Raw genomic sequence first — 18922 nt, 5'->3', positions numbered from 1 at the left:
TGGAATAAAAATAATAGTAATATTGCAACCTCAAAACTGGTCCTATAGCTCAGTTGGTTAGAGCACCTGACTCATAATCAGGTGGTCCCTGGTTCGAGCCCAGGTGGGACCACAGGAAAAGCTTCACTATTTTTAGTGAAGCTTTTTTCTTTTTAAATCGAAATGTTGTTTGTTGAATAGTACTAAAGCTTTAATGGTTTGTTTTTTTAATATTTTTTTAAGAAAATATTGTTAAGTATAAAATTATTTTTATTTTCGCTACGTGTTAAAAAAGAACATTAAAGCCTTAATTTTGTTATATATAAATAAAGGTGTTAATTTATTTGATATGAAATCAAGATTGCTACAAATAGTACTATTAGTATTGCCTTTTTTGAATCCTAGTTTTGGTTTTGCGGCAGATACACCTCCTGAGCCTGTTCCTTTTGCAGCACCTCCTCCAGTTGGAATTCCTATTGATGGAGGTTTGTTAGGGTTGTTTTTGGTGGCAGTTGTTTTTGGTGGATTTGTAGTTATGAAAAATATAAGAGATAAAAAAAGGAGTACTATATAGTACTCCTTTTTGTTTATTGTAGTTCTTGTATGCGTTTAACGTATTTTCCTATTACGTCAAATTCTAGATTAACAACAGTGTCTTTTTCAAATGTTTTGAAATTAGTGTGTTCGTAAGTGTAGGGAATTATTGCAACACTAAATTCGTTTAATTTTGAGTTCACTACCGTTAAACTTGTTCCGTTTATGGTTATTGATCCTTTTTCAATAGTGATGTTGTGTAAAGAGGAGTCGTAGGTAAAAGTGAAGTACCAACTTCCATTTGCTTCTTTAATTTCTTTGCAAATTCCAGTTTGGTCTACGTGGCCTTGTACAATATGTCCGTCAAGGCGATCGCCTAATTTCATAGCGCGTTCCAAATTAATGACGTCGTTTTCTTTCCAGTCACCGATATTGGTTTTTTCAATGGTTTCCTTTATTGCGGTTACGGTATAGTGGTCTTCGTTGATACTAACTACTGTCAGGCATATACCATTGTGGGCTACACTTTGGTCAATTTTTAATTCAGGTGTAATAGAAGTACTTATGGTGATGTGTAAATTATCGCCTTCTTTTGTTATTTGTTTTACAGTTCCGAGGGTTTCAATGATTCCGGTAAACATAACTGATTTTATTTTACTAAATTTGCACATCAAAAGTAAGCAATAAATAGCAACTAATCATGATTAATAAATCGGAAAATATAAAAGTAGGAATTTCAATTGGTGACTTAAACGGGATTGGTGCCGAAGTTGTTTTGAAAACGTTTGACGATAATCGAATGTTAGAAATGTGTACTCCAGTCATTTTTGCCAATGTAAAGGTTTTGTCTTTTTTAAGAAAGAATTTACAGTTGACAGCTAATTTGCATGGTATTGATAAAATGGATCAAATTGTTGAAGGGAAAATTAATGTGTTAAACATTTGGCGAGAAGGGGTCAATTTGGAATTTGGTAAAAATGATGAAGTTGTAGGGAAGTATGCTGTAAAATCTTTTATTGCAGCAACAAATGCTTTAAAGGAAGGTTTGGTAGATATTTTGGTTACGGCTCCTATAAATAAATATAATATTCAATCTGAAGAATTTACTTTTCCAGGACATACCGATTATTTAAATCAAGAGCTTGAAGGTAATGCTTTAATGTTGATGGTGCATGATAAGTTGCGCGTAGGTTTGCTTACCGACCATGTTCCAGTAAATGAAGTGGTGAATTTGTTGACGCCTGAGTTGTTAACGCAGAAAATAGAAACGATAAAAAAAACGTTGATTCAGGATTTTGGTATTTCTAAACCAAAAATTGCTGTTTTAGGGTTAAATCCTCATTGTGGAGATAATGGAGTGATTGGTAAAGAAGATGATGTAATTATTCGTCCTACATTGAAGAAAATATTTGACGAAGGAACGTTAGCATTTGGACCATATGCTTCAGATAGCTTTTTTGGTTCATCGCAATATGAAAAATATGATGCTATTTTAGCAATGTATCACGACCAAGGATTAATTCCATTTAAAACGCTTTCTTTTGGTAATGGTGTGAATTATACGGCTGGTTTGGATAAAATACGTACTTCTCCTGATCATGGAACAGCTTATGAGATTGCAGGAAAAGGTTTGGCGAATCCAAATTCTTTTAGAGAGGCTTTGTATTTGGCAGTTGATGTTTTTTACAAACGAAATGAATATCAAAAGCTTACTGAGAAAGCTTTGAAAGTAAGGCAGGCTTAGTTGTAAACAAAAAAATGTTTATAACTGGTTTGATTTTATAATTATTTTATATCTTTGCATCCCCTAAAGAAGGGTAGACTGTTGTTATGAAGAATTTAAAAGAATATTTAATTCCGTTTGCGGGATTGAAATTAGGAAAGCACCAGTTTGATTATCAAGTGGATAATTCGTTCTTTGAGCACTTTGGTTTTAGCGATTTTAATAGCGCAAACGTAAAAGTGGATATTGTTTTGGAAAAGAAAAGTACAATGCTTGAGCTTGCTTTTAAATACAAAGGAACAGTAAATGTCTTTTGTGATTTGACAAGTGAACCATTTGATTTGCCTATAAAAGGGAAACTAAAGCTTATTGTTAAGTTTGGCGAAGTTTTTAATGATGAAAATGAAGAGTTGCTCATTTTGCCACACGGTGAATTTCAAGTAGATGTTTCGCAATACATATATGAGGGTATTGTGTTATCGGTTCCAGCGAAAAAGATTCATCCAGGTGTGAAAGATGGAACTTTAGAGTCGGAAGCATTAAAAACATTGGAAAAATTAGCTCCAAAAGAAGAGAAAGAAGAACAAGAAAATATTGACCCACGTTGGGCAGAATTAAAAAAACTATTAACGGATAAATAATATAGTAAAATGGCACATCCTAAGAGAAAAATCTCGAAAACTAGAAGAGACAAGAGAAGAACGCATTATAAAGCTGTAGTTCCTCAAATCGCTACATGTCCAGTAACTGGAGAAGCACATTTATACCACAGAGCTTACTGGCACGAAGGTAAAATGTACTACAGAGGTCAAGTAGTTGTTGATAAAACAGAGGCGGTTGCATAATTGCTTTTGAAAAAAATAGAGAAAACTCTCACACTGTGAGGGTTTTTTTGTTAATAGCGAGAGGGTTAATTAACAGACTCTATTTAGTGGGTTTGGATTTTTTTTTGTAATTTTCCCAACTTTTCGAAGTAAATATTTTCGACAAGAAATTATATTTTTATGGATAAAATAACAGCCGCAATAACAGCAATTGGTTCATACGTACCAGATTATGTATTGTCAAATCAAGTGTTGGAATCACTGGTAGATACGAACGATGAGTGGATAACTACCCGAACAGGAATTAAGGAAAGAAGAATTCTAAAAGAAGAAGGTCAAGGAACATCTTATTTGGCAATTAAAGCAGCTCAAAACTTAATTGAGAAAGCAAATTTAGATCCAAAAGAGATTGATTTGGTAATTATGGCAACAGCAACTCCAGATATGCCAGTTGCTTCTACAGGCGTTTATGTAGCTTCTCAAATAGGCGCAACAAATGCATTTGCTTACGACTTACAAGCAGCATGTTCAAGTTTTCTTTACGGTATGTCTACCGCTTCAGCTTACATTCAATCAGGAAAATATAAAAAAGTATTATTAATAGGTGCCGATAAAATGTCGTCAATTATTGATTATACTGATAGAGCTACATGTATCATTTTTGGTGATGGTGCAGGAGCTGTTTTATTTGAACCGAATAACGAAGGTTTAGGTTTACAAGATGAATTTTTAAGAAGTGACGGAATAGGAAGAGAATTCTTGAAAATAGATGCAGGTGGGTCTATTTTACCAGCTTCAGAAGAAACGGTAAAAAACAAGCAGCATTTTGTTTTTCAAGATGGGAAAACTGTTTTCAAATATGCAGTTTCGGGTATGGCAGACGTAAGTGAAAAAATTATGCAACGCAATAATTTATCACATGATGATGTTAACTGGTTGGTAGCACACCAAGCAAACAAACGTATCATTGATGCTACTGCAAACAGAATGGGGGTTGATGAGTCAAAAGTATTGGTAAACATTCAGCGTTATGGAAATACTACTTCAGCAACTTTACCGTTATTGTTGTCAGATTTTGAATCGCAACTTAAAAAAGGAGATAATATTATTTTTGCAGCATTCGGTGGCGGCTTCACATGGGGAGCAGTCTACTTAAAATGGGCTTATAACAAACAATAAACTAACAAACCAAATGTCAAATAGTATGGATATTAGAGAAATTCAAAACCTAATTAAATTTGTAGCGAAATCGGGTGCTACGGAGGTAAAATTAGAAATGGACGATTTTAAAATCACCATCAAAACTACAAGTGAAGGTGCAGAAGGAACAACAACTTATGTACAACATATGCCAGTTTCTGCAGCATTACCTCAAGCTCCAGCAGCACAACCAGTTGCGCCAACAGCTCCTGTTGCAGTAGCAACTCCTGAAGCAGATGACAATTCTAAATATATCACAATAAAATCGCCTATTATCGGAACTTTCTATAGAAAGCCTGCTCCAGACAAACCTATGTTTGTAGAAGTTGGTAGTTCAATTGGAAAAGGAGATGTAGTTTGTGTGATTGAAGCAATGAAATTATTCAACGAAATTGAATCAGAAGTATCTGGTAAAATTGTGAAAATTTTAGTAGATGATGCTTCTCCAGTTGAATTCGACCAACCTTTATTTTTGGTTGATCCATCTTAATAAATTAGAAGTTAGGAATTTAATTCCAAATTAAAAGTATTGTCTAATTATCTAGTTTTAAAAAAGATGTTTAAAAAAATATTAATTGCAAATAGAGGGGAGATTGCACTACGTGTAATCAGAACTTGTAGAGAAATGGGAATCAAAACGGTTGCTGTTTATTCTACTGCTGATGCGGATAGTTTGCATGTGCGTTTTGCAGATGAGGCTGTTTGTATTGGACCTCCACCAAGTAACTTGTCTTACTTGAAAATGTCAAACATTATTGCTGCTGCAGAAATTACAAATGCAGATGCAATTCACCCAGGATACGGTTTCCTTTCTGAAAATGCTAAATTTTCAAAAATTTGTGAAGAGCACGGAATTAAATTTATCGGTGCTTCTGCAGAAATGATTGAAAAGATGGGAGATAAAGCGACTGCAAAAGCGACTATGGAAGCGGCAGGAGTTCCTTGTGTTCCAGGTTCAAAAGGAATTTTAGAGAATTTTGAACAAGCACAGAAGGTAGCAAAAGAAATTGGTTACCCAGTGATGATGAAAGCTACCGCTGGTGGTGGTGGAAAAGGAATGCGTGCTATCTGGAAAGAAGAAGAGCTTTTAAAAGCTTGGGAAAGTGCACGTCAAGAAGCTGCTGCAGCCTTTGGAAACGACGGGATGTACATGGAAAAATTAATTGAAGAACCACGCCATATTGAAATTCAGGTGGTAGGAGATTCGTTTGGTAAAGCGTGTCACTTGTCAGAGCGTGATTGTTCGGTTCAACGTCGTCACCAAAAATTAACAGAAGAAACACCTTCTCCATTCATGACAGATGAATTGCGTAATGCAATGGGAGATGCAGCAGTAAAAGCAGCTGAGTTTATTCAATACGAAGGTGCTGGTACTGTTGAGTTCTTGGTAGACAAGCATAGAAATTTCTACTTCATGGAAATGAATACGCGTATTCAGGTAGAGCACCCAATTACAGAGCAAGTTATTGATTACGATTTAATTCGTGAGCAAATTTTAGTTGCTGCAGGTGTGCCTATTTCAGGTAAAAACTATTTCCCGCAATTGCATTCTATCGAGTGTCGTATCAATGCTGAAGATCCATATAACGATTTCCGTCCTTCGCCAGGTAAAATTACGGTTTTACATGCGCCAGGAGGTCATGGTGTACGTTTGGATACTCACGTTTATGCGGGGTATACTATCCCACCAAATTACGATTCTATGATTGCAAAGTTGATTACTACTGCGCAAACACGTGAAGAGGCTATCAATAAAATGAAACGTGCTCTTGATGAATTCGTAATTGAAGGTATCAAAACTACCATTCCGTTCCACAGACAGTTAATGGATGAGCCGGATTATGTAGCTGGAAATTATACTACAAAATTTATGGAATCTTTTAAAATGAAAGATCCTCAAGAATAAAAGAAATCCCGAGTTTTGCTCGGGATTTTTTTATTTACCTATTTGTTTTGTGGGCCTATTTTTTAAACTATTTTGTTAGTTAATAAGGGTTTTAAACAAGGTCCGATGAAACAATTAGCATAACATCGGGACTAGATTTTAAAAATTAAAGTGTTTCCTTTAACCATTTAAAAAATTCACGTTGCCATACAATTCCATTTTGCGGTTGTAAAACCCAATGATTTTCTTCTGGAAACAGCATAAAGCGACTTTTGATTCCTTTTAGTTGTGCAGCCTGGAAGGCTTCTTGTCCTTGACCTATTGGCACACGATAATCTTTGCCTCCTTGAATGATGAAAATTGGTGTATTCCAATTGTTGACTAAATGAATTGGATTAAATTCGTTATACGTTTTTTGCGCCGCTTTGTTCTCTTTTTCCCAATATGCGCCACCCATGTCCCAATTGGTAAAGAAAAGCTCTTCCGTAGTACCATACATGCTTTCTAAATTGAAAATACCACAGTGCGAGATAAAAGTTTTAAAGCGATTGTTGTGCATTCCGGCTAAATAAAATACCGAATACCCTCCGTAACTTGCACCAATAGCGCCTAATCTAGCTTTGTCAACATACGATTCTTTCGCTATATCATCAATTGCGCTTAAATAATCATTGATTGCTTGACCTCCCCAGTCTTTACTAATGTCTTCGTTCCATTTTACCCCATGACCAGGCATTCCTCTTCTGTTTGGCGCAACTACAATATAGCCTTGAGAAGCCATAACTTGGAAATTCCAACGGAATGAGTAAAATTGAGATAAAGCTCCTTGTGGCCCACCTTGGCAGTATAAAAGTGTTGGATATTTTTTTGTTTTGTCAAAGTTAGGAGGGAGGATAACCCATACCAACATGTCTTTTCCGTCGGTAGTTTTTACCATTCTTTTTTCAACAGTTGGTAAGCTTAGTTTAGCATAGGTTTCAGTATTGATGTTTGTCAATTGCTTCCATCCTTTTTTCTTAAAATCATAGCTAAAAATTTCATTGGCATGATTCATGTCACTTCTCGTGACTAAAATGGTGTTTTCGTAAAAACCAATGATTTGGTTTACATCAAATTGTCCTGCCGTTATTTGACGAACTCTAGCTGCAATTCTTGATTTACCAGGGAAGTTAACTTCGAAAAGTTGTTTTGTTCCATCTATTGGAGCTAAGAAATATACTTTTTGTCCGTCTTTACTCCAAGTAAAACTATCTACTGTACCGTCCCAGTTTGCTGTTAAATTTTGGTCAATTCCATTGTAACGAACAATAATATCATTTTTATCCGCTTCAAAACCATCGCGTTTCATTTGTAACCAAGACAAGTTACCATTTGGAGAAAACTGTGGTGCAACATCGTAACCTAAATTACTTTCGGTTAAACTCTTTGTAGTTTTTGATGTGACATCGTATTCGTATAAATTAGTATTGGTACTTGTAGCATATGCTGTTCCAAATTTTTTCTTAGAAACATAAATTACTTTTGAACCGTCTGGCGACCAAATGTAATCTTCATCACCTCCGAATGGTTTTTGTGGACAATCGTAGGGTTCATTAGCCAATATGTCGGTTTCATTACCTTTTGTATCTGTAATGAAAACATGGTTATGGTTGCCCTCATTCCAGGTATCCCAATGGCGGTAATCCAAACTGTTGTATACTTGCGCTTGACTTTTGTCCAATTCAGGATAAAAATCTTTACCCAATACTTTTTCTGTTTTAACTTCTTTATTTGAAAGTTTTAATCCTGTTTCGGTAACGTTTTTATCCTGGACAAGTGTAGTTGCTTTATCTTTTTCGATTTCAATACTATTTCCGCTTTTTAAATCGAGTGTGTAATACTTTGAATTTGATTTGTTTTCTTCTACTGATGGTGTGCTAACTTTATAAACAACACTTTTGCCATCTTTTGAAATTCCTATTGGAGAAACGCGCCCCAATTTCCAGAGTAATTCGGGAGTCATTGTATTTTGTGCCACAGTGCTTAATCCTATCATTGTGATAACTATTAAAAAATATTTTTTCATTTGGTGAAATTTTAAAGAGCTATAAAATTAAGCATTTTATTAGAATACCTTAAAAAGAAAAAGCCTTCAAAAGGAGAAGGCTCTATTCAAATTAACTAACTTAATAATTGATGAAAAAGAAATTTTTTTAATCGAAAGGGGTCATTTATATTTTGTAATATTTTGAATTTGAATTTTTTACATTTTAAATTATGGTTTAAAAGTAACTACATTTTTAAAGTTGTAGTTACAGGTTTTCTGTAGAAAATGTTAAAGTTTAAGGTTTTACGTGTACTTTGAGTGATTTTGTAAGATAAAACCATGTTTTTAAATCGTTGAGAAGGACTGCTTTTTTTAAAAAAATATCCGTATTTTCACGTTTTAAAAATAAGAGGATTCAGAATGAAGAAATTAGCACTGCATTGGCAAATTTTACTCGGAATGGTTTTAGGAGTTTTATTTGCTTTTTTATTAATACAATTCAGTTGGGGTAAGGATATAATTGTCGATTGGATAAAACCTTTTGGAAATATTTTTATCAATTTATTGAAATTAATAGCAGTGCCTTTAATCCTTGCTTCTTTGATTAAAGGAGTTTCGGATTTGAAAGATATTTCAAAACTTTCTAAAATGGGAGGAAGGACCATTGGTCTCTATATCCTTACGACTGTTTTTGCCGTTTCTATTGGATTAGTCGTGGTGAACCTAATCAAGCCAGGAAGTTATATTACGGAGTCTACTCGTACCGAGTTAGTTGGGAATTATGCGAGTGATGCCAATTCAAAAATTGCAGCAGCTGAAAATCAGAAAGAAGCAGGCCCTTTACAAGCGTTGGAAGATATTGTACCTAGTAATATCGTTAAAGCAGCTAGCGATAATGGCAATATGTTGCAAGTTATCTTTTTTGCTGTGTTTTTTGGAATTGCCCTTATACTGATTCCACAAGAGCAGGCAACACCGGTAAAAGCTTTCTTTGATGGTTTTAATGAAGTTATTTTAAAGATGATTGATATCATCATGTTAGCAGCACCATTTGGAGTTTTTGCTTTATTGGCTTCTTTAGTGGCAGAATCGCCAAGTTTGGATTTGTTTAAAGCTCTAGGAATGTATGGTTTAACGGTTATTATTGGTTTGGCTTTAATGATTGGTGTTTACATTTTGATTGTTAAAGTTTTGGGAAAGAAAAGTCCAAGTTTTTTTTTAAAGGGTATTTCGCCTGCACAATTATTAGCTTTTTCAACGAGTTCAAGTGCTGCAACTTTACCGGTAACTATGGAACGTGTTGTAGACAATTTAGGTGTTGATGATGAAGTGGCAAGTTTTGTATTGCCGATAGGCGCAACTATTAATATGGATGGAACAAGTTTGTATCAAGCAGTAGCGGCGGTATTTATTGCTCAAGCATTTGGTATGGATTTGAGTTTAGGGGTTCAGCTGGGTATAATAGCGACAGCAACCTTAGCATCTATTGGTAGTGCCGCGGTGCCTGGTGCAGGAATGGTAATGCTTGTAATTGTATTGGCGCAAGCTGGAATTCCTGAGGCTGGATTGGCATTAATTTTTGCAATCGATAGACCTTTGGATATGTGTAGAACAACAGTAAATGTTACAGGTGATGCCGCTGTATCTATGGTAGTGGCAAAATCAGTTGATAAATTAGCATAGTATGGAAGACTTTCACTGGACAAAATTATTTAATCCGGAGTTTTATATAACCATGGAAATTGGAGGTATTCCAGTGGGAATTTATATGGTTTTGTTCATCGTATTTGCCGAAACAGGTTTGTTCGCAGGGTTCTTTCTACCAGGTGATAGTTTACTTTTTCTCTCAGGTATTTACAGTAGAGAATTGGTTCAAACTTTTTTTTATATCCCAAGTGATTTTTCAAATGTAACAGTACTTTCATTATTAATTGCTACTGCGGCAACTTTAGGTAATATTTTTGGTTACTGGTTTGGTTCACGTAGCGGTCAGTTTTTATATCAAAAGGAAGATAGTTTCTTTTTTAAGAAAAAATACTTAATTGAATCACAAGTTTTTTTTGAAAAGCACGGTGGAAAAGCTATTATTTTTGCTCGTTTTCTTCCCATAATAAGAACCTTTGTACCGATTATTGCAGGTATAGTTCATATGAAAAAAACGAAGTTTATGTTTTATAATGTACTGAGTTCGTTATTGTGGTCTTTTACTCTAGTTTTTGCAGGCCATTATTTATATGGGATGTTTCTAGAAGAATTTGATATTGACTTAAAAAAACATATAGAAAAAATTATTCTTATTTTAATAGGTGTTACTACTTTCCCTTTAGTTATGAAAGCTATAAAAGCGAGAAAAACCAATAAAACCTCAGAGTAATGAATTGGAGCTATTGGGAATTAAAGAATTGGTTTACCAATGTAGATTACACAATAGTAGGTAGCGGTATAGTAGGCTTGCATTGTGCATTGCAATTGCGTAATCGATTTCCCAAAGCTAAAATTTTAGTATTAGAAAAAGGTGTCTTACCTCAAGGCGCGAGTACCAAAAATGCAGGTTTTGCGTGTTTTGGTAGTTTGTCTGAAATACTAGATGATTTGCAATCGCATACAGAAGAAGAAGTTTTTCAATTGGTAGAAAAACGTATTAAGGGGTTAACTTTACTTCGTGAACATTTAGGCGATGCAGCTATTGACTATAAGGCGTATGGTGGGTATGAATTGTTTTTGAAGAAGGATAAATCTTTTTTTGATGTATGTATTCAAGATTTGTCAAAAGTGAACACGCTTTTAAAGCCTCTTTTTAGTAAAGATGTTTTTGTATCTCAACCCAATTCGTTTCAATTTAATGGTGTTGTAGAGAATTTGATTTTCAATCCGTTTGAAGCACAAATCGATACTGGGAACATGATGCAAGCTTTACTTAAAAAAGCTGCGCATAATGATATTTTAATCTTGAATCAGCAAAATGTTACAGCATATCAAGAGTTGAACGATGGAGTTGAAGTGGTTGCCAACGATATAACTTTTAAAACCAATAAATTGTTATTTGCTACCAATGGTTTTGCTGCCGATTTAACTTTGGGCGAAGTACAACCCGCCCGAGCCCAAGTTTTAATTACTAAGCCAATAGCAAATCTTCATATTAAAGGTACTTTTCATTTGGATAAAGGGTATTATTATTTCCGAAATATTGGAAATCGAATCCTTTTTGGAGGAGGTAGAAACCTTGATTTTAAAGGAGAAAATACCTCAGAATTTGGTAAAACAAAAATTATTCAAGACGCGTTAGAGCGATTACTAAAAAGTGTAATTTTGCCGCATAATGATTTTGAAATTGAACACCGTTGGAGCGGTATCATGGGGGTTGGAAATCATAAAAAACCAATAGTAAAACAACTTTCTGATAACACCTATTGTGGTGTGCGTTTGGGAGGAATGGGTGTTGCAATTGGGAGTTTAATCGGTAAGGAATTAGCAGATTTAGTATAATTTATGGCAAAGAAAAAAGCGCCTAAAAAGAAGCCTACAAACAATACAAAAAAGCGTACGGCGGGTCAAAAAATTTTCCGTTTTTTTTGGAAATTTATTTTGTGGTTCAATATTGTAAGTGTTTTTCTTGTGTTACTTTACAAGTTTGTCCCAGTTCCTTATACTCCTTTAATGGCTATTAGAGCTATAGAAATGAAAGCTGCTGGTAAGCCAATGGTTTGTTCTCATGATTGGGTTGATATCGAGTATATTTCGCCTAACCTACAAAAGGCTGTAATAGCTTCTGAAGACGGAAAGTTTTTGGAGCATTACGGATTTGATTTTGCTTCGATGAAACAAGCGTTTGATAAAAATCAGAATGGAAAAAAAATACGTGGTGGTAGTACCATTTCACAGCAGACTGCTAAAAACGTATTTCTGTGGCCCGGAAGGAGTTATATTCGAAAAGGTTTTGAAGCATATTATACGGGTTTAATCGAATTGTTTTGGAGCAAGCAACGTATTATGGAGGTCTATTTGAATAGTATTGAAATGGGAGATGGTGTTTATGGTGCAGAAGCCGCTTCAAGACATTGGTATCATAAAGAAGCAAGAAGTTTAAATAGAATGGAAGCTGCTGGAATTGCAGTTATTTTACCTAATCCTAGGAAATATAAACCCGTGAATTCAACGGCTTATATTAATCGCAGAAAGGCTACCATTTCAAAATACATTGGTTACGTTAAATTGGATTATTAGTCTGCAATATTACTTTATACAAGCCTCACGATTGTGGGGCTTTTTATTTTTAGGTCGTAACATTTGAACTAGTTACTCGACTAATAGTACAAAAAGAAATTATGACAGCACATGAAATTGATTACCATATTTATGGTGAAGAAATGCAATATGTAGAAATAGAATTAGATCCTCAAGAAGTAGTAGTTGCTGAAGCGGGTAGTTTTATGATGATGGAAAATGGTATCAAAATGGAAACTATTTTCGGTGACGGTAGTAAGCAAGAAGGCGGGATTTTCGGAAAGTTATTATCGGCAGGTAAACGTGTTTTAACTGGTGAAAGTTTGTTTATGACGGCTTATCAAAATATCGATTACGGTAAGAGAAAAGTTTCATTCGCATCTCCTTATCCGGGTAAGATTGTGCCAATCAATTTGCAGCAATACGGAGGTAAGTTCGTGTGTCAAAAGGATGCCTTTTTGTGTGCCGCTAAAGGAGTTGCAGTTGGTATAGATTTTTCGCGTAAATTAGGACGTGGATTTTTCGGAGGTGAAGGTTTTATCATGCAGAAATTAGAAGGTGATGGAATGGCTTTTGTACATGCTGGAGGTACTTTAGCTCGTAAGGAATTACAAACTGGCGAAATGTTAAAAGTAGATACCGGATGTATTGTAGGTTTCACGAAAGATGTGGACTATGATATCGAATTTGTAGGAGGGATTAAAAATACCATTTTTGGAGGGGAAGGTGTTTTCTTTGCGACACTTAGAGGACCAGGAGTTGTTTATATACAATCATTACCATTTAGCCGATTGGCCGATAGAGTGTTGATGGCGGCTCCACAAATGGGCGGTAGAGATAAAGGAGAAGGTAGTTTATTGGGTGGTTTAGGCAGAATGCTAGACGGAGACAATAGTTTTTAAAAAATAACTTTGAATAAAAAAGGATCTAATATTTAGATCCTTTTTGTATTATAAACTATAATTCAAATTAATGCTCCATCGGTATTGGGCTTGCACATTTCCGCCAGTCAAGTTTTGGTTAACTGGTAGCATTGTATTGGCTCCAAAAGAAAATCGATTTTTACCAATTTCGATGCCGATTTTTCCGAAAAGTATATCTCCAGCGGTATTGCGAACGCGTTGACCATGTTGGTAATTGCTTTCATATACTTCTCCAGCAATACCTATTTGAGGCACAAAGGAAATTTGTTCATTGTTTAAAGTATAAAACAGCGTGCTTCCGTAGTTGAGTTGGTTACCAAATTGGTAATTTTTCTCATTCTCTGTTTTAAAAGTGTAGTTTAACATAGTGTTCAAACCGATGTTATTTCTTTTGATTGTGTATTCTGTTGCAATTAAATAATCCCAACTTCCTGTTCCCTGTTGATAACTAGGATTAATACTGCCATTGTTTGATTCGTTGTAGCTACCGGATGGCATTTTTACACCACTACCAAGCATTAAGTGCTGTTTTATTGCAGTGGAATCCTTTTTAGTTTTGATTAGCGTATAAAAGCCTAAAGCGGTAATGTCACCAATACCCGAAATAGATTGGTTTCCAGTTTTACTGTCACGATTATGAAAATGATACGGCACTAAAAGCGACACTTGAATTTTTTCCGATATAGGAATTCTACCCCATGCTTGAATGGTATTAAAATTCTCATCATACCATGGAGAATTACTGTAAAGTCCATCATTGCTTTTGTATGATTGGTAGAAGTAACGTACTCCAATAAAATTCGGATTAATCATAGAAGAAAAACCCATGCTTCCGCCACTCGCAGAACAGCCACAAGCATCACAGTCTTCTAAAAGTGTGTGGAAGTTTTTAAAAGGGTTTGTAAGTGCTAAAGTATCGTTTTCTTTAGCAAATACTGTTGAACAACAAATTAAAAAGTATATAAAATATTTCATAGGATTAAAATTCTGAAAAACGGCTATCGTTTAAAAAGTCGTTATCGGTTAATGTTTTTAAGAAAGCAATAATTTTGGTCTTTTCTTCGGTGGTCAATGGAATACCTAGCGTTCCATTGTTGTCTAAGCTTGGATCCAAGTTCTGAGTATGGGTCACACCGCTTGAATAATGATTTAAAACCGCTTCTAAGGTAAAAAATCGGCCATCGTGCATATAGGGAGCGGTTTTTTCAATATTTCGCAAACTAGGCACTTTGAATTTGTATTTATCCTGATCTAATTCGGTTACTCTAAATCTTCCAACATCGTTAAGTTGTGGGTTTATCGCAAGACCATTGTTTCTAAAACTATTGTCGGTAAAAATATCGGTTGCATGGCAGGAAGCACATTTTTGATTGAAAATAGCATATCCGTCCAATTCTTCAGTAGTTAATGTACCTCCAGATTCATTTCTGCGGTATTTGTCAAAACGAGAATTTGATGATGTCAACATCGTCATGAATTGTGCCAAAGCTTTGAGCATATTTTCACTGTTGATCTCACCATTTTTAAAGGCTTGTTTGTACAATTTTTGATATTCCGAATCGCTTTGCATCATTGCAATAATCGAAATGATATTACCGTTCATTTCCAATTGGTTTGATATGGGAGCCATTGATAGCAGTTCCAAATGGTTGGTAGCACCATCCCAGAAAAATTGCGCTTGATAGGCCATGTTTTGGATAGGTGGCGCATTTCGTGTTCCTATTCCTTCACCTACTCCATGACTAAAAGTATGACCATGATGTGTAAAGGCATCTTTTTGAATATGACAAAAACCACATGAAACGACACCATCAGAAGCTAGACGTCCGTCATAGAATATCTTTTTACCCAGTTCAAATCCTTTTTCTGTAAGCGGATTGTTTTCCATACTGTAAGCCAATGGTGGAAAGTTGGAAGGGACTCGATAGTTTATCGGTTTGTTTTGGTAATTTTGACTATCGTCTGAAGTACAGCTTAAAAGCAGACTGATAATACCAAAAAGGATTAATTTTTTCATGAACTACAATTTTACTAATTTCCGATATAGTCTTTCAGTTATAAAAAACTGTTCGGAATAAATTATATGAAAAGATTAGTCGTTATGTACGTGGTGAACTTCAAAAGCCTCAGGTACATTATCGGTCATAATGTTTTGCACTTTCGTACCTCCCATTACCATTCCACCTTCTTCAAATTTGATAACCGTTGTTCCATCAATGAATGCTTTTGCATTAGCCATAATATGAATTTGTGGGGTAATAGTTGTTTGAACTAAAGCGTTGTCTGGTAAATTTAATGATACAGCTGCATAATTGTAAATATCACCTGTTTTACCAGTGTGTACCATAAAACTAGCATCGGTGTAACTAGCAGAAGTGTAAGTTCCTTCAAATTTGATGAACTTGTATCCGGCAGCCCAAGACCATGTCATATCTAATGATTCTGCTGCTTCCCATAAATTACCTTGTCCTTCAGCTCCTTGTGTAAATTGTGCTTCATCAACGCCTATTCCGAATGAAATTTTGTTGTAAACAGCAACCGGAACATTTGACAATGTAATTACCGTGCTTGCTTCATCAGCTTCGTTGATGAAAAAATAGCTTTCTGATTTTGGAACTTTATATGTAGTTCCGTCTGTTTTGGTTAAAACAATATTGCTAACGATGTATTTCAGTTCGCTTATTTTGATTACTTCATTATTACTGTTTATATAAGGCGTGTCAAAAGCCAAATCAGCTTCTCCATAAATATTATCAAATTCTAATTTTAATGTGCCTACAGCTGAACTGTTTTCGGTTGTATTGTCGTCATCTGAACAAGCAGTGAAAGTTAATGCGATTGCTACTATAGCAATTATGTTTTTTAATTGAAATTTCATGTGTATTTAATTCTTAATTTTTTTTAATAGGATTTTATAGCTAATACTTTTAAGCATAGCAAGAGGAGTGTCTTGTAATAAATAAAACACTTCGAATTGAAAAATAAGAATTAAATGAGGGGAGGGTGGAACGTAAGATTTGAAAAATTACCTTGGTATAAATTCAAGTAACTTGATTTGTTTTCTTTATCTGTGTAGTTCTCAGTTATGTTAAATTGAAATTCGGTTACAGTGTTGTAAAATAGAATCTCAATTTCTGTATTCGAATTTTTTTTGTTTTGTGAAAGCGGTTTTTCATTTTCGGAAGCTTTAGCAAGTTCTTTTACTAAGTGACATTTTCCGTTACATTTTAACTCAGGTTTGCTTTTGTTTTCACAAAGTTGCATTGCAATATATTCATAATTAACAACGTATTCCACAAACGGAAGTACAGGCTTCAATAAAAAAAGCAGGGTAATTATGAATAGTAGTTTTTTCACGCCGCAAAATTAATTAACATTTTTGAAATCTGAATTGCAGATTGTTATTTTAACGTATAAAAAAAGCTCCTGAATTCTCAGGAGCTTTTAATTAGGAAAGCTATTATTTTAATTCACGAATTCCCATATTGTAAAGGGTAAATGCTTGAATGTCTACTTGCTCGTTAATGATAGCTTCAGTAGATTTTCCAGCTCCGTGTCCAGCGTTAACATCTATTCGAATTAACGTTGGGTTTGGACCTGTTTGTTTGGCTTGAAGTTCAGCTGCAAATTTGAAACTATGTGCCGGAACAACTCTATCGTCATGATCTCCTGTTGTTATAATAGTTGCAGGATATTGTGTGCCTTGTTTTACATTGTGTACTGGAGAATACCCTTTCAAGTAGTGGAACATTTCCTCCGTTTGTTCACTAGTACCATAATCGTATGCCCAACCAGCACCAGCAGTAAATGTATGGTAACGTAGCATGTCAAGAACACCTACTTGTGGTATCGCTACCTTCATTAAGTCGGGACGTTGTGTCATAGTAGCACCTACTAATAAACCTCCGTTTGAACCTCCTTTGACAGCTAAGAAATCACTCGAAGTATATTTCTCGTTAATTAAATATTCAGCTGCAGCTATGAAATCATCAAAGACATTTTGCTTTTGCATTTGCGTTCCATTTTTATGCCAATCTTTACCGTATTCACCACCACCACGTAAATTGGCAACGGCATAAATGCCACCATTTTCGAGCCATACAGCGTTTGCAATGCTAAAACTTGGCGTTAAACTCACATTGAAACCTCCATATCCGTAAACGATAGTTGGGTTTTTACCATTCATTTCCATACCTTTTTTGTAGGTGATAATCATCGGTACTTTTGTACCGTCTTTAGAAGTGTAGAAAACTTGTTTTGACTCGTAGTTTTCCGATTGGAAATCAATATTTGGCTTGTTGTATACTTTTGAAGCTCCAGTTTTTGAATCAAATTCATAGATGGTATTCGGAGTTGTATAATTGGTAAACGAATAATACAATGTAGTATCTTCTTTTTTACCACTGAAACCACTAGCCGAACCAATACCTGGTAATTCGATATCACGAACTAATTTTCCTTCGTAATCGTATTGTTTGATTAGCGAAACTGCATCTTTCATATATTCTGCAAAAATGTATCCAGATCCCGTTGTAGGAGTTAATACATTTTCTGTTTCAGGAATTACATCAACCCAATTTACTTGAGCAGTATTAGAAAGGTCAAAAGTTACAATACGCTTGTTCGGAGCATTGAAATCTGTAAGTACATAGAATTTTGTACCCACATTGTCAATTATATTATTACTAGTGTCAAAATTGTTAACGATGTTTACGACAGCTCCTTTTTTATTCAAGTCCTTAATATACAATTCATTTCCGTAAGTTGTGTTAGCTGCTGTAATAATCAAATAATTTTGATCCTCTGTAACGTATCCACTTACATAACGTCGCTTTTCATTTAAACCAAAAATTACAGAATCCTCTTTTTGAGCAGTTCCCAATTTATGGTAATACAATTTATGTTGGTCGGTTTTTGCTGAAAGCTCACTGCCTGTTGGTTTGTCATAACTTGAATAGTAAAAACCTTCATTGTTGTACCACGACATTCCACTGAATTTTACATCAACAATAGTATCGCCTATAACTTCCTTTGTTGCTGTATTTAAAACTACTACTTTTCTCCAATCGCTTCCACCTTCTGAAATGGCGTACGCTACAAGTGATCCATCTTTGCTAAAATTGATTCCCCCTAAAGAAGAAGTCCCGTCTTTTGAAAACGTATTTGGATCTAGGAAAATTTCTTCTTTTCCGCTTTCATCTTTTCGGTACAATACCGATTGATTCTGAAGTCCATTATTTTTATAATAGTAGGTGAAGTTACCTTCTACAAATGGTGCTGATACTTTTTCGTAGTTCCAAAGTTTTTCCATTCTTTCTTTCAAATGACCACGGAATGGAATTTTTTCTAAATATCCAAAAGTTACTTCATTTTGTGCTTTTACCCATGCTTTGGTTTCTTCACTATGGTCGTCTTCTAACCAGCGGTATGGATCTGCAATCTGATGACCAAAATAGGTGTCTGTAGAATCTACTTTTTTTGTTTCCGGATAGGTGACACTCATGTCGATTTCTTCATTTTTAGTTTCTTCTTTTTTGCAGGCCACGATAGTAGTCAGTGCAATAAGAAGGGTTATTGGTTTTTTCATTTAAATAGAATTATTGG

Annotated in this window: 19 protein-coding genes and 1 tRNA gene; 13 read left to right on the top strand and 7 right to left on the bottom strand. The window is 34.9% G+C overall.

What is annotated here, in order from left to right; translation table 11 throughout:
• Positions 1-38 precede the first annotated feature (38 nt).
• Together ACFS5J_RS08525 and ACFS5J_RS08520 are read left to right on the top strand one after the other, a co-directional pair.
• Positions 39-112: transfer RNA gene (locus ACFS5J_RS08525), tRNA-Ile, on the top strand.
• Positions 113-328: 216 nt separating this feature from the next.
• Positions 329-553, top strand: a complete 225-nt coding sequence (locus ACFS5J_RS08520) for a hypothetical protein (RefSeq protein WP_379811678.1) — start codon at positions 329-331, stop codon at positions 551-553.
• A 13-nt stretch (positions 554-566) separates the two neighbouring features.
• Here the strand turns inward: ACFS5J_RS08520 and ACFS5J_RS08515 are convergent, their stop codons facing one another.
• Positions 567-1154, bottom strand: coding sequence for a riboflavin synthase (locus ACFS5J_RS08515; RefSeq protein ID WP_379811677.1), 588 nt, complete (start codon positions 1152-1154; stop codon positions 567-569).
• Between the two features lie 59 nt (positions 1155-1213).
• Between ACFS5J_RS08515 and pdxA the strand changes: the two genes are divergently transcribed.
• The 6 genes from pdxA to accC all read left to right on the top strand — a co-directional run bounded on the left by pdxA (position 1214) and on the right by accC (position 6166).
• Complete coding sequence (gene pdxA, locus ACFS5J_RS08510) at positions 1214-2257, top strand: 4-hydroxythreonine-4-phosphate dehydrogenase PdxA (protein ID WP_379811676.1); 1044 nt, start codon at positions 1214-1216, stop codon at positions 2255-2257.
• Between the two features lie 86 nt (positions 2258-2343).
• Positions 2344-2877, top strand: coding sequence for a YceD family protein (locus tag ACFS5J_RS08505; RefSeq protein ID WP_379811674.1), 534 nt, complete (start codon positions 2344-2346; stop codon positions 2875-2877).
• 9 nt (positions 2878-2886) lie between these two features.
• The gene (gene rpmF / locus ACFS5J_RS08500; protein WP_379811673.1) at positions 2887-3081 is read left to right on the top strand and encodes a 50S ribosomal protein L32; all 195 of its coding nucleotides are present in this window, start codon (positions 2887-2889) and stop codon (positions 3079-3081) included.
• A gap of 159 nt (positions 3082-3240) precedes the next feature.
• Complete coding sequence (locus ACFS5J_RS08495; protein ID WP_379811672.1) at positions 3241-4239, top strand: beta-ketoacyl-ACP synthase III; 999 nt, start codon at positions 3241-3243, stop codon at positions 4237-4239.
• Positions 4240-4264: 25 nt separating this feature from the next.
• Positions 4265-4750: an acetyl-CoA carboxylase biotin carboxyl carrier protein gene (gene accB / locus ACFS5J_RS08490; RefSeq protein ID WP_379812257.1), complete on the top strand. Its 486-nt coding sequence runs from the start codon at positions 4265-4267 to the stop codon at positions 4748-4750.
• Between the two features lie 66 nt (positions 4751-4816).
• Positions 4817-6166 carry an acetyl-CoA carboxylase biotin carboxylase subunit gene (accC, locus tag ACFS5J_RS08485; protein WP_379811671.1) on the top strand — a complete coding sequence of 450 codons (1350 nt, stop codon included), beginning with the start codon at positions 4817-4819 and terminating at the stop codon, positions 6164-6166.
• Positions 6167-6311: 145 nt separating this feature from the next.
• Here the strand turns inward: accC and ACFS5J_RS08480 are convergent, their stop codons facing one another.
• Positions 6312-8210, bottom strand: a complete 1899-nt coding sequence (locus ACFS5J_RS08480; RefSeq protein WP_379811670.1) for a S9 family peptidase — start codon at positions 8208-8210, stop codon at positions 6312-6314.
• A 381-nt stretch (positions 8211-8591) separates the two neighbouring features.
• On the opposite strand from ACFS5J_RS08480, the gene ACFS5J_RS08475 reads away from it, so the two are divergent.
• The 5 genes from ACFS5J_RS08475 (at position 8592) to ACFS5J_RS08455 (ending at position 13297) form a co-directional block, all read left to right on the top strand.
• Positions 8592-9854 carry a dicarboxylate/amino acid:cation symporter gene (locus tag ACFS5J_RS08475; protein ID WP_379811669.1) on the top strand — a complete coding sequence of 421 codons (1263 nt, stop codon included), beginning with the start codon at positions 8592-8594 and terminating at the stop codon, positions 9852-9854.
• Position 9855: 1 nt separating this feature from the next.
• On the top strand, positions 9856-10545 hold the full coding sequence (locus tag ACFS5J_RS08470; protein ID WP_379811668.1) for a DedA family protein: 690 nt from the start codon (positions 9856-9858) through the stop codon (positions 10543-10545).
• Positions 10545-11657, top strand: a complete 1113-nt coding sequence (locus ACFS5J_RS08465; RefSeq protein ID WP_379811667.1) for an NAD(P)/FAD-dependent oxidoreductase — start codon at positions 10545-10547, stop codon at positions 11655-11657. The genes ACFS5J_RS08470 and ACFS5J_RS08465 overlap by 1 nt, the downstream gene beginning before the upstream one ends.
• Positions 11658-11660: 3 nt before the next feature.
• A complete protein-coding gene (gene mtgA / locus ACFS5J_RS08460; RefSeq protein WP_379811666.1) occupies positions 11661-12395 on the top strand; it encodes a monofunctional biosynthetic peptidoglycan transglycosylase in 735 nt (244 codons plus the stop codon).
• Between the two features lie 101 nt (positions 12396-12496).
• A complete protein-coding gene (locus tag ACFS5J_RS08455) occupies positions 12497-13297 on the top strand; it encodes a TIGR00266 family protein (RefSeq protein ID WP_379811665.1) in 801 nt (266 codons plus the stop codon).
• A 48-nt stretch (positions 13298-13345) separates the two neighbouring features.
• On the opposite strand, the gene ACFS5J_RS08450 is transcribed toward ACFS5J_RS08455, so the two are convergent.
• From ACFS5J_RS08450 to ACFS5J_RS08430, 5 genes are all read right to left on the bottom strand, one after another.
• Positions 13346-14293, bottom strand: coding sequence for a transporter (locus ACFS5J_RS08450; RefSeq protein WP_379811664.1), 948 nt, complete (start codon positions 14291-14293; stop codon positions 13346-13348).
• Between the two features lie 4 nt (positions 14294-14297).
• Positions 14298-15335 (bottom strand): cytochrome-c peroxidase, encoded by a 1038-nt coding sequence (locus ACFS5J_RS08445; RefSeq protein WP_379811662.1) that lies wholly within the window; start codon positions 15333-15335, stop codon positions 14298-14300.
• Positions 15336-15410: 75 nt separating this feature from the next.
• Positions 15411-16196 carry an MbnP family protein gene (locus ACFS5J_RS08440; protein WP_379811661.1) on the bottom strand — a complete coding sequence of 262 codons (786 nt, stop codon included), beginning with the start codon at positions 16194-16196 and terminating at the stop codon, positions 15411-15413.
• Positions 16197-16306: 110 nt separating this feature from the next.
• A complete protein-coding gene (locus ACFS5J_RS08435) occupies positions 16307-16675 on the bottom strand; it encodes a hypothetical protein (RefSeq protein ID WP_379811660.1) in 369 nt (122 codons plus the stop codon).
• Positions 16676-16778: 103 nt separating this feature from the next.
• Positions 16779-18905 (bottom strand): prolyl oligopeptidase family serine peptidase, encoded by a 2127-nt coding sequence (locus ACFS5J_RS08430; RefSeq protein ID WP_379811659.1) that lies wholly within the window; start codon positions 18903-18905, stop codon positions 16779-16781.
• Between the last annotated feature and the right edge of the window lie 17 nt (positions 18906-18922).

It is taken from the genome of Flavobacterium chuncheonense (assembly GCF_042686145.1).
In the GTDB taxonomy this organism is placed as follows: domain Bacteria; phylum Bacteroidota; class Bacteroidia; order Flavobacteriales; family Flavobacteriaceae; genus Flavobacterium; species Flavobacterium chuncheonense.
The sequence above is the reverse complement of the archived record's forward strand: the minus strand, read 5'-3'. Positions and strand labels throughout refer to the sequence as shown.

Bases quoted from the DNA above. Each gene is read 5' to 3' on its own strand.
- ACFS5J_RS08520 (WP_379811678.1), top strand. From the start codon at position 329: ATGAAATCAAGATTGCTACAAATAGTACTATTAGTATTGCCTTTTTTG.
- ACFS5J_RS08515 (WP_379811677.1), bottom strand. From the start codon at position 1,154: ATGTTTACCGGAATCATTGAAACCCTCGGAACTGTAAAACAAATAACA.
- pdxA (WP_379811676.1), top strand. From the start codon at position 1,214: ATGATTAATAAATCGGAAAATATAAAAGTAGGAATTTCAATTGGTGAC.
- ACFS5J_RS08505 (WP_379811674.1), top strand. From the start codon at position 2,344: ATGAAGAATTTAAAAGAATATTTAATTCCGTTTGCGGGATTGAAATTA.
- rpmF (WP_379811673.1), top strand. From the start codon at position 2,887: ATGGCACATCCTAAGAGAAAAATCTCGAAAACTAGAAGAGACAAGAGA.
- ACFS5J_RS08495 (WP_379811672.1), top strand. From the start codon at position 3,241: ATGGATAAAATAACAGCCGCAATAACAGCAATTGGTTCATACGTACCA.
- accB (WP_379812257.1), top strand. From the start codon at position 4,265: ATGGATATTAGAGAAATTCAAAACCTAATTAAATTTGTAGCGAAATCG.
- accC (WP_379811671.1), top strand. From the start codon at position 4,817: ATGTTTAAAAAAATATTAATTGCAAATAGAGGGGAGATTGCACTACGT.
- ACFS5J_RS08480 (WP_379811670.1), bottom strand. From the start codon at position 8,210: ATGAAAAAATATTTTTTAATAGTTATCACAATGATAGGATTAAGCACT.
- ACFS5J_RS08475 (WP_379811669.1), top strand. From the start codon at position 8,592: ATGAAGAAATTAGCACTGCATTGGCAAATTTTACTCGGAATGGTTTTA.
- ACFS5J_RS08470 (WP_379811668.1), top strand. From the start codon at position 9,856: ATGGAAGACTTTCACTGGACAAAATTATTTAATCCGGAGTTTTATATA.
- ACFS5J_RS08465 (WP_379811667.1), top strand. From the start codon at position 10,545: ATGAATTGGAGCTATTGGGAATTAAAGAATTGGTTTACCAATGTAGAT.
- mtgA (WP_379811666.1), top strand. From the start codon at position 11,661: ATGGCAAAGAAAAAAGCGCCTAAAAAGAAGCCTACAAACAATACAAAA.
- ACFS5J_RS08455 (WP_379811665.1), top strand. From the start codon at position 12,497: ATGACAGCACATGAAATTGATTACCATATTTATGGTGAAGAAATGCAA.
- ACFS5J_RS08450 (WP_379811664.1), bottom strand. From the start codon at position 14,293: ATGAAATATTTTATATACTTTTTAATTTGTTGTTCAACAGTATTTGCT.
- ACFS5J_RS08445 (WP_379811662.1), bottom strand. From the start codon at position 15,335: ATGAAAAAATTAATCCTTTTTGGTATTATCAGTCTGCTTTTAAGCTGT.
- ACFS5J_RS08440 (WP_379811661.1), bottom strand. From the start codon at position 16,196: ATGAAATTTCAATTAAAAAACATAATTGCTATAGTAGCAATCGCATTA.
- ACFS5J_RS08430 (WP_379811659.1), bottom strand. From the start codon at position 18,905: ATGAAAAAACCAATAACCCTTCTTATTGCACTGACTACTATCGTGGCC.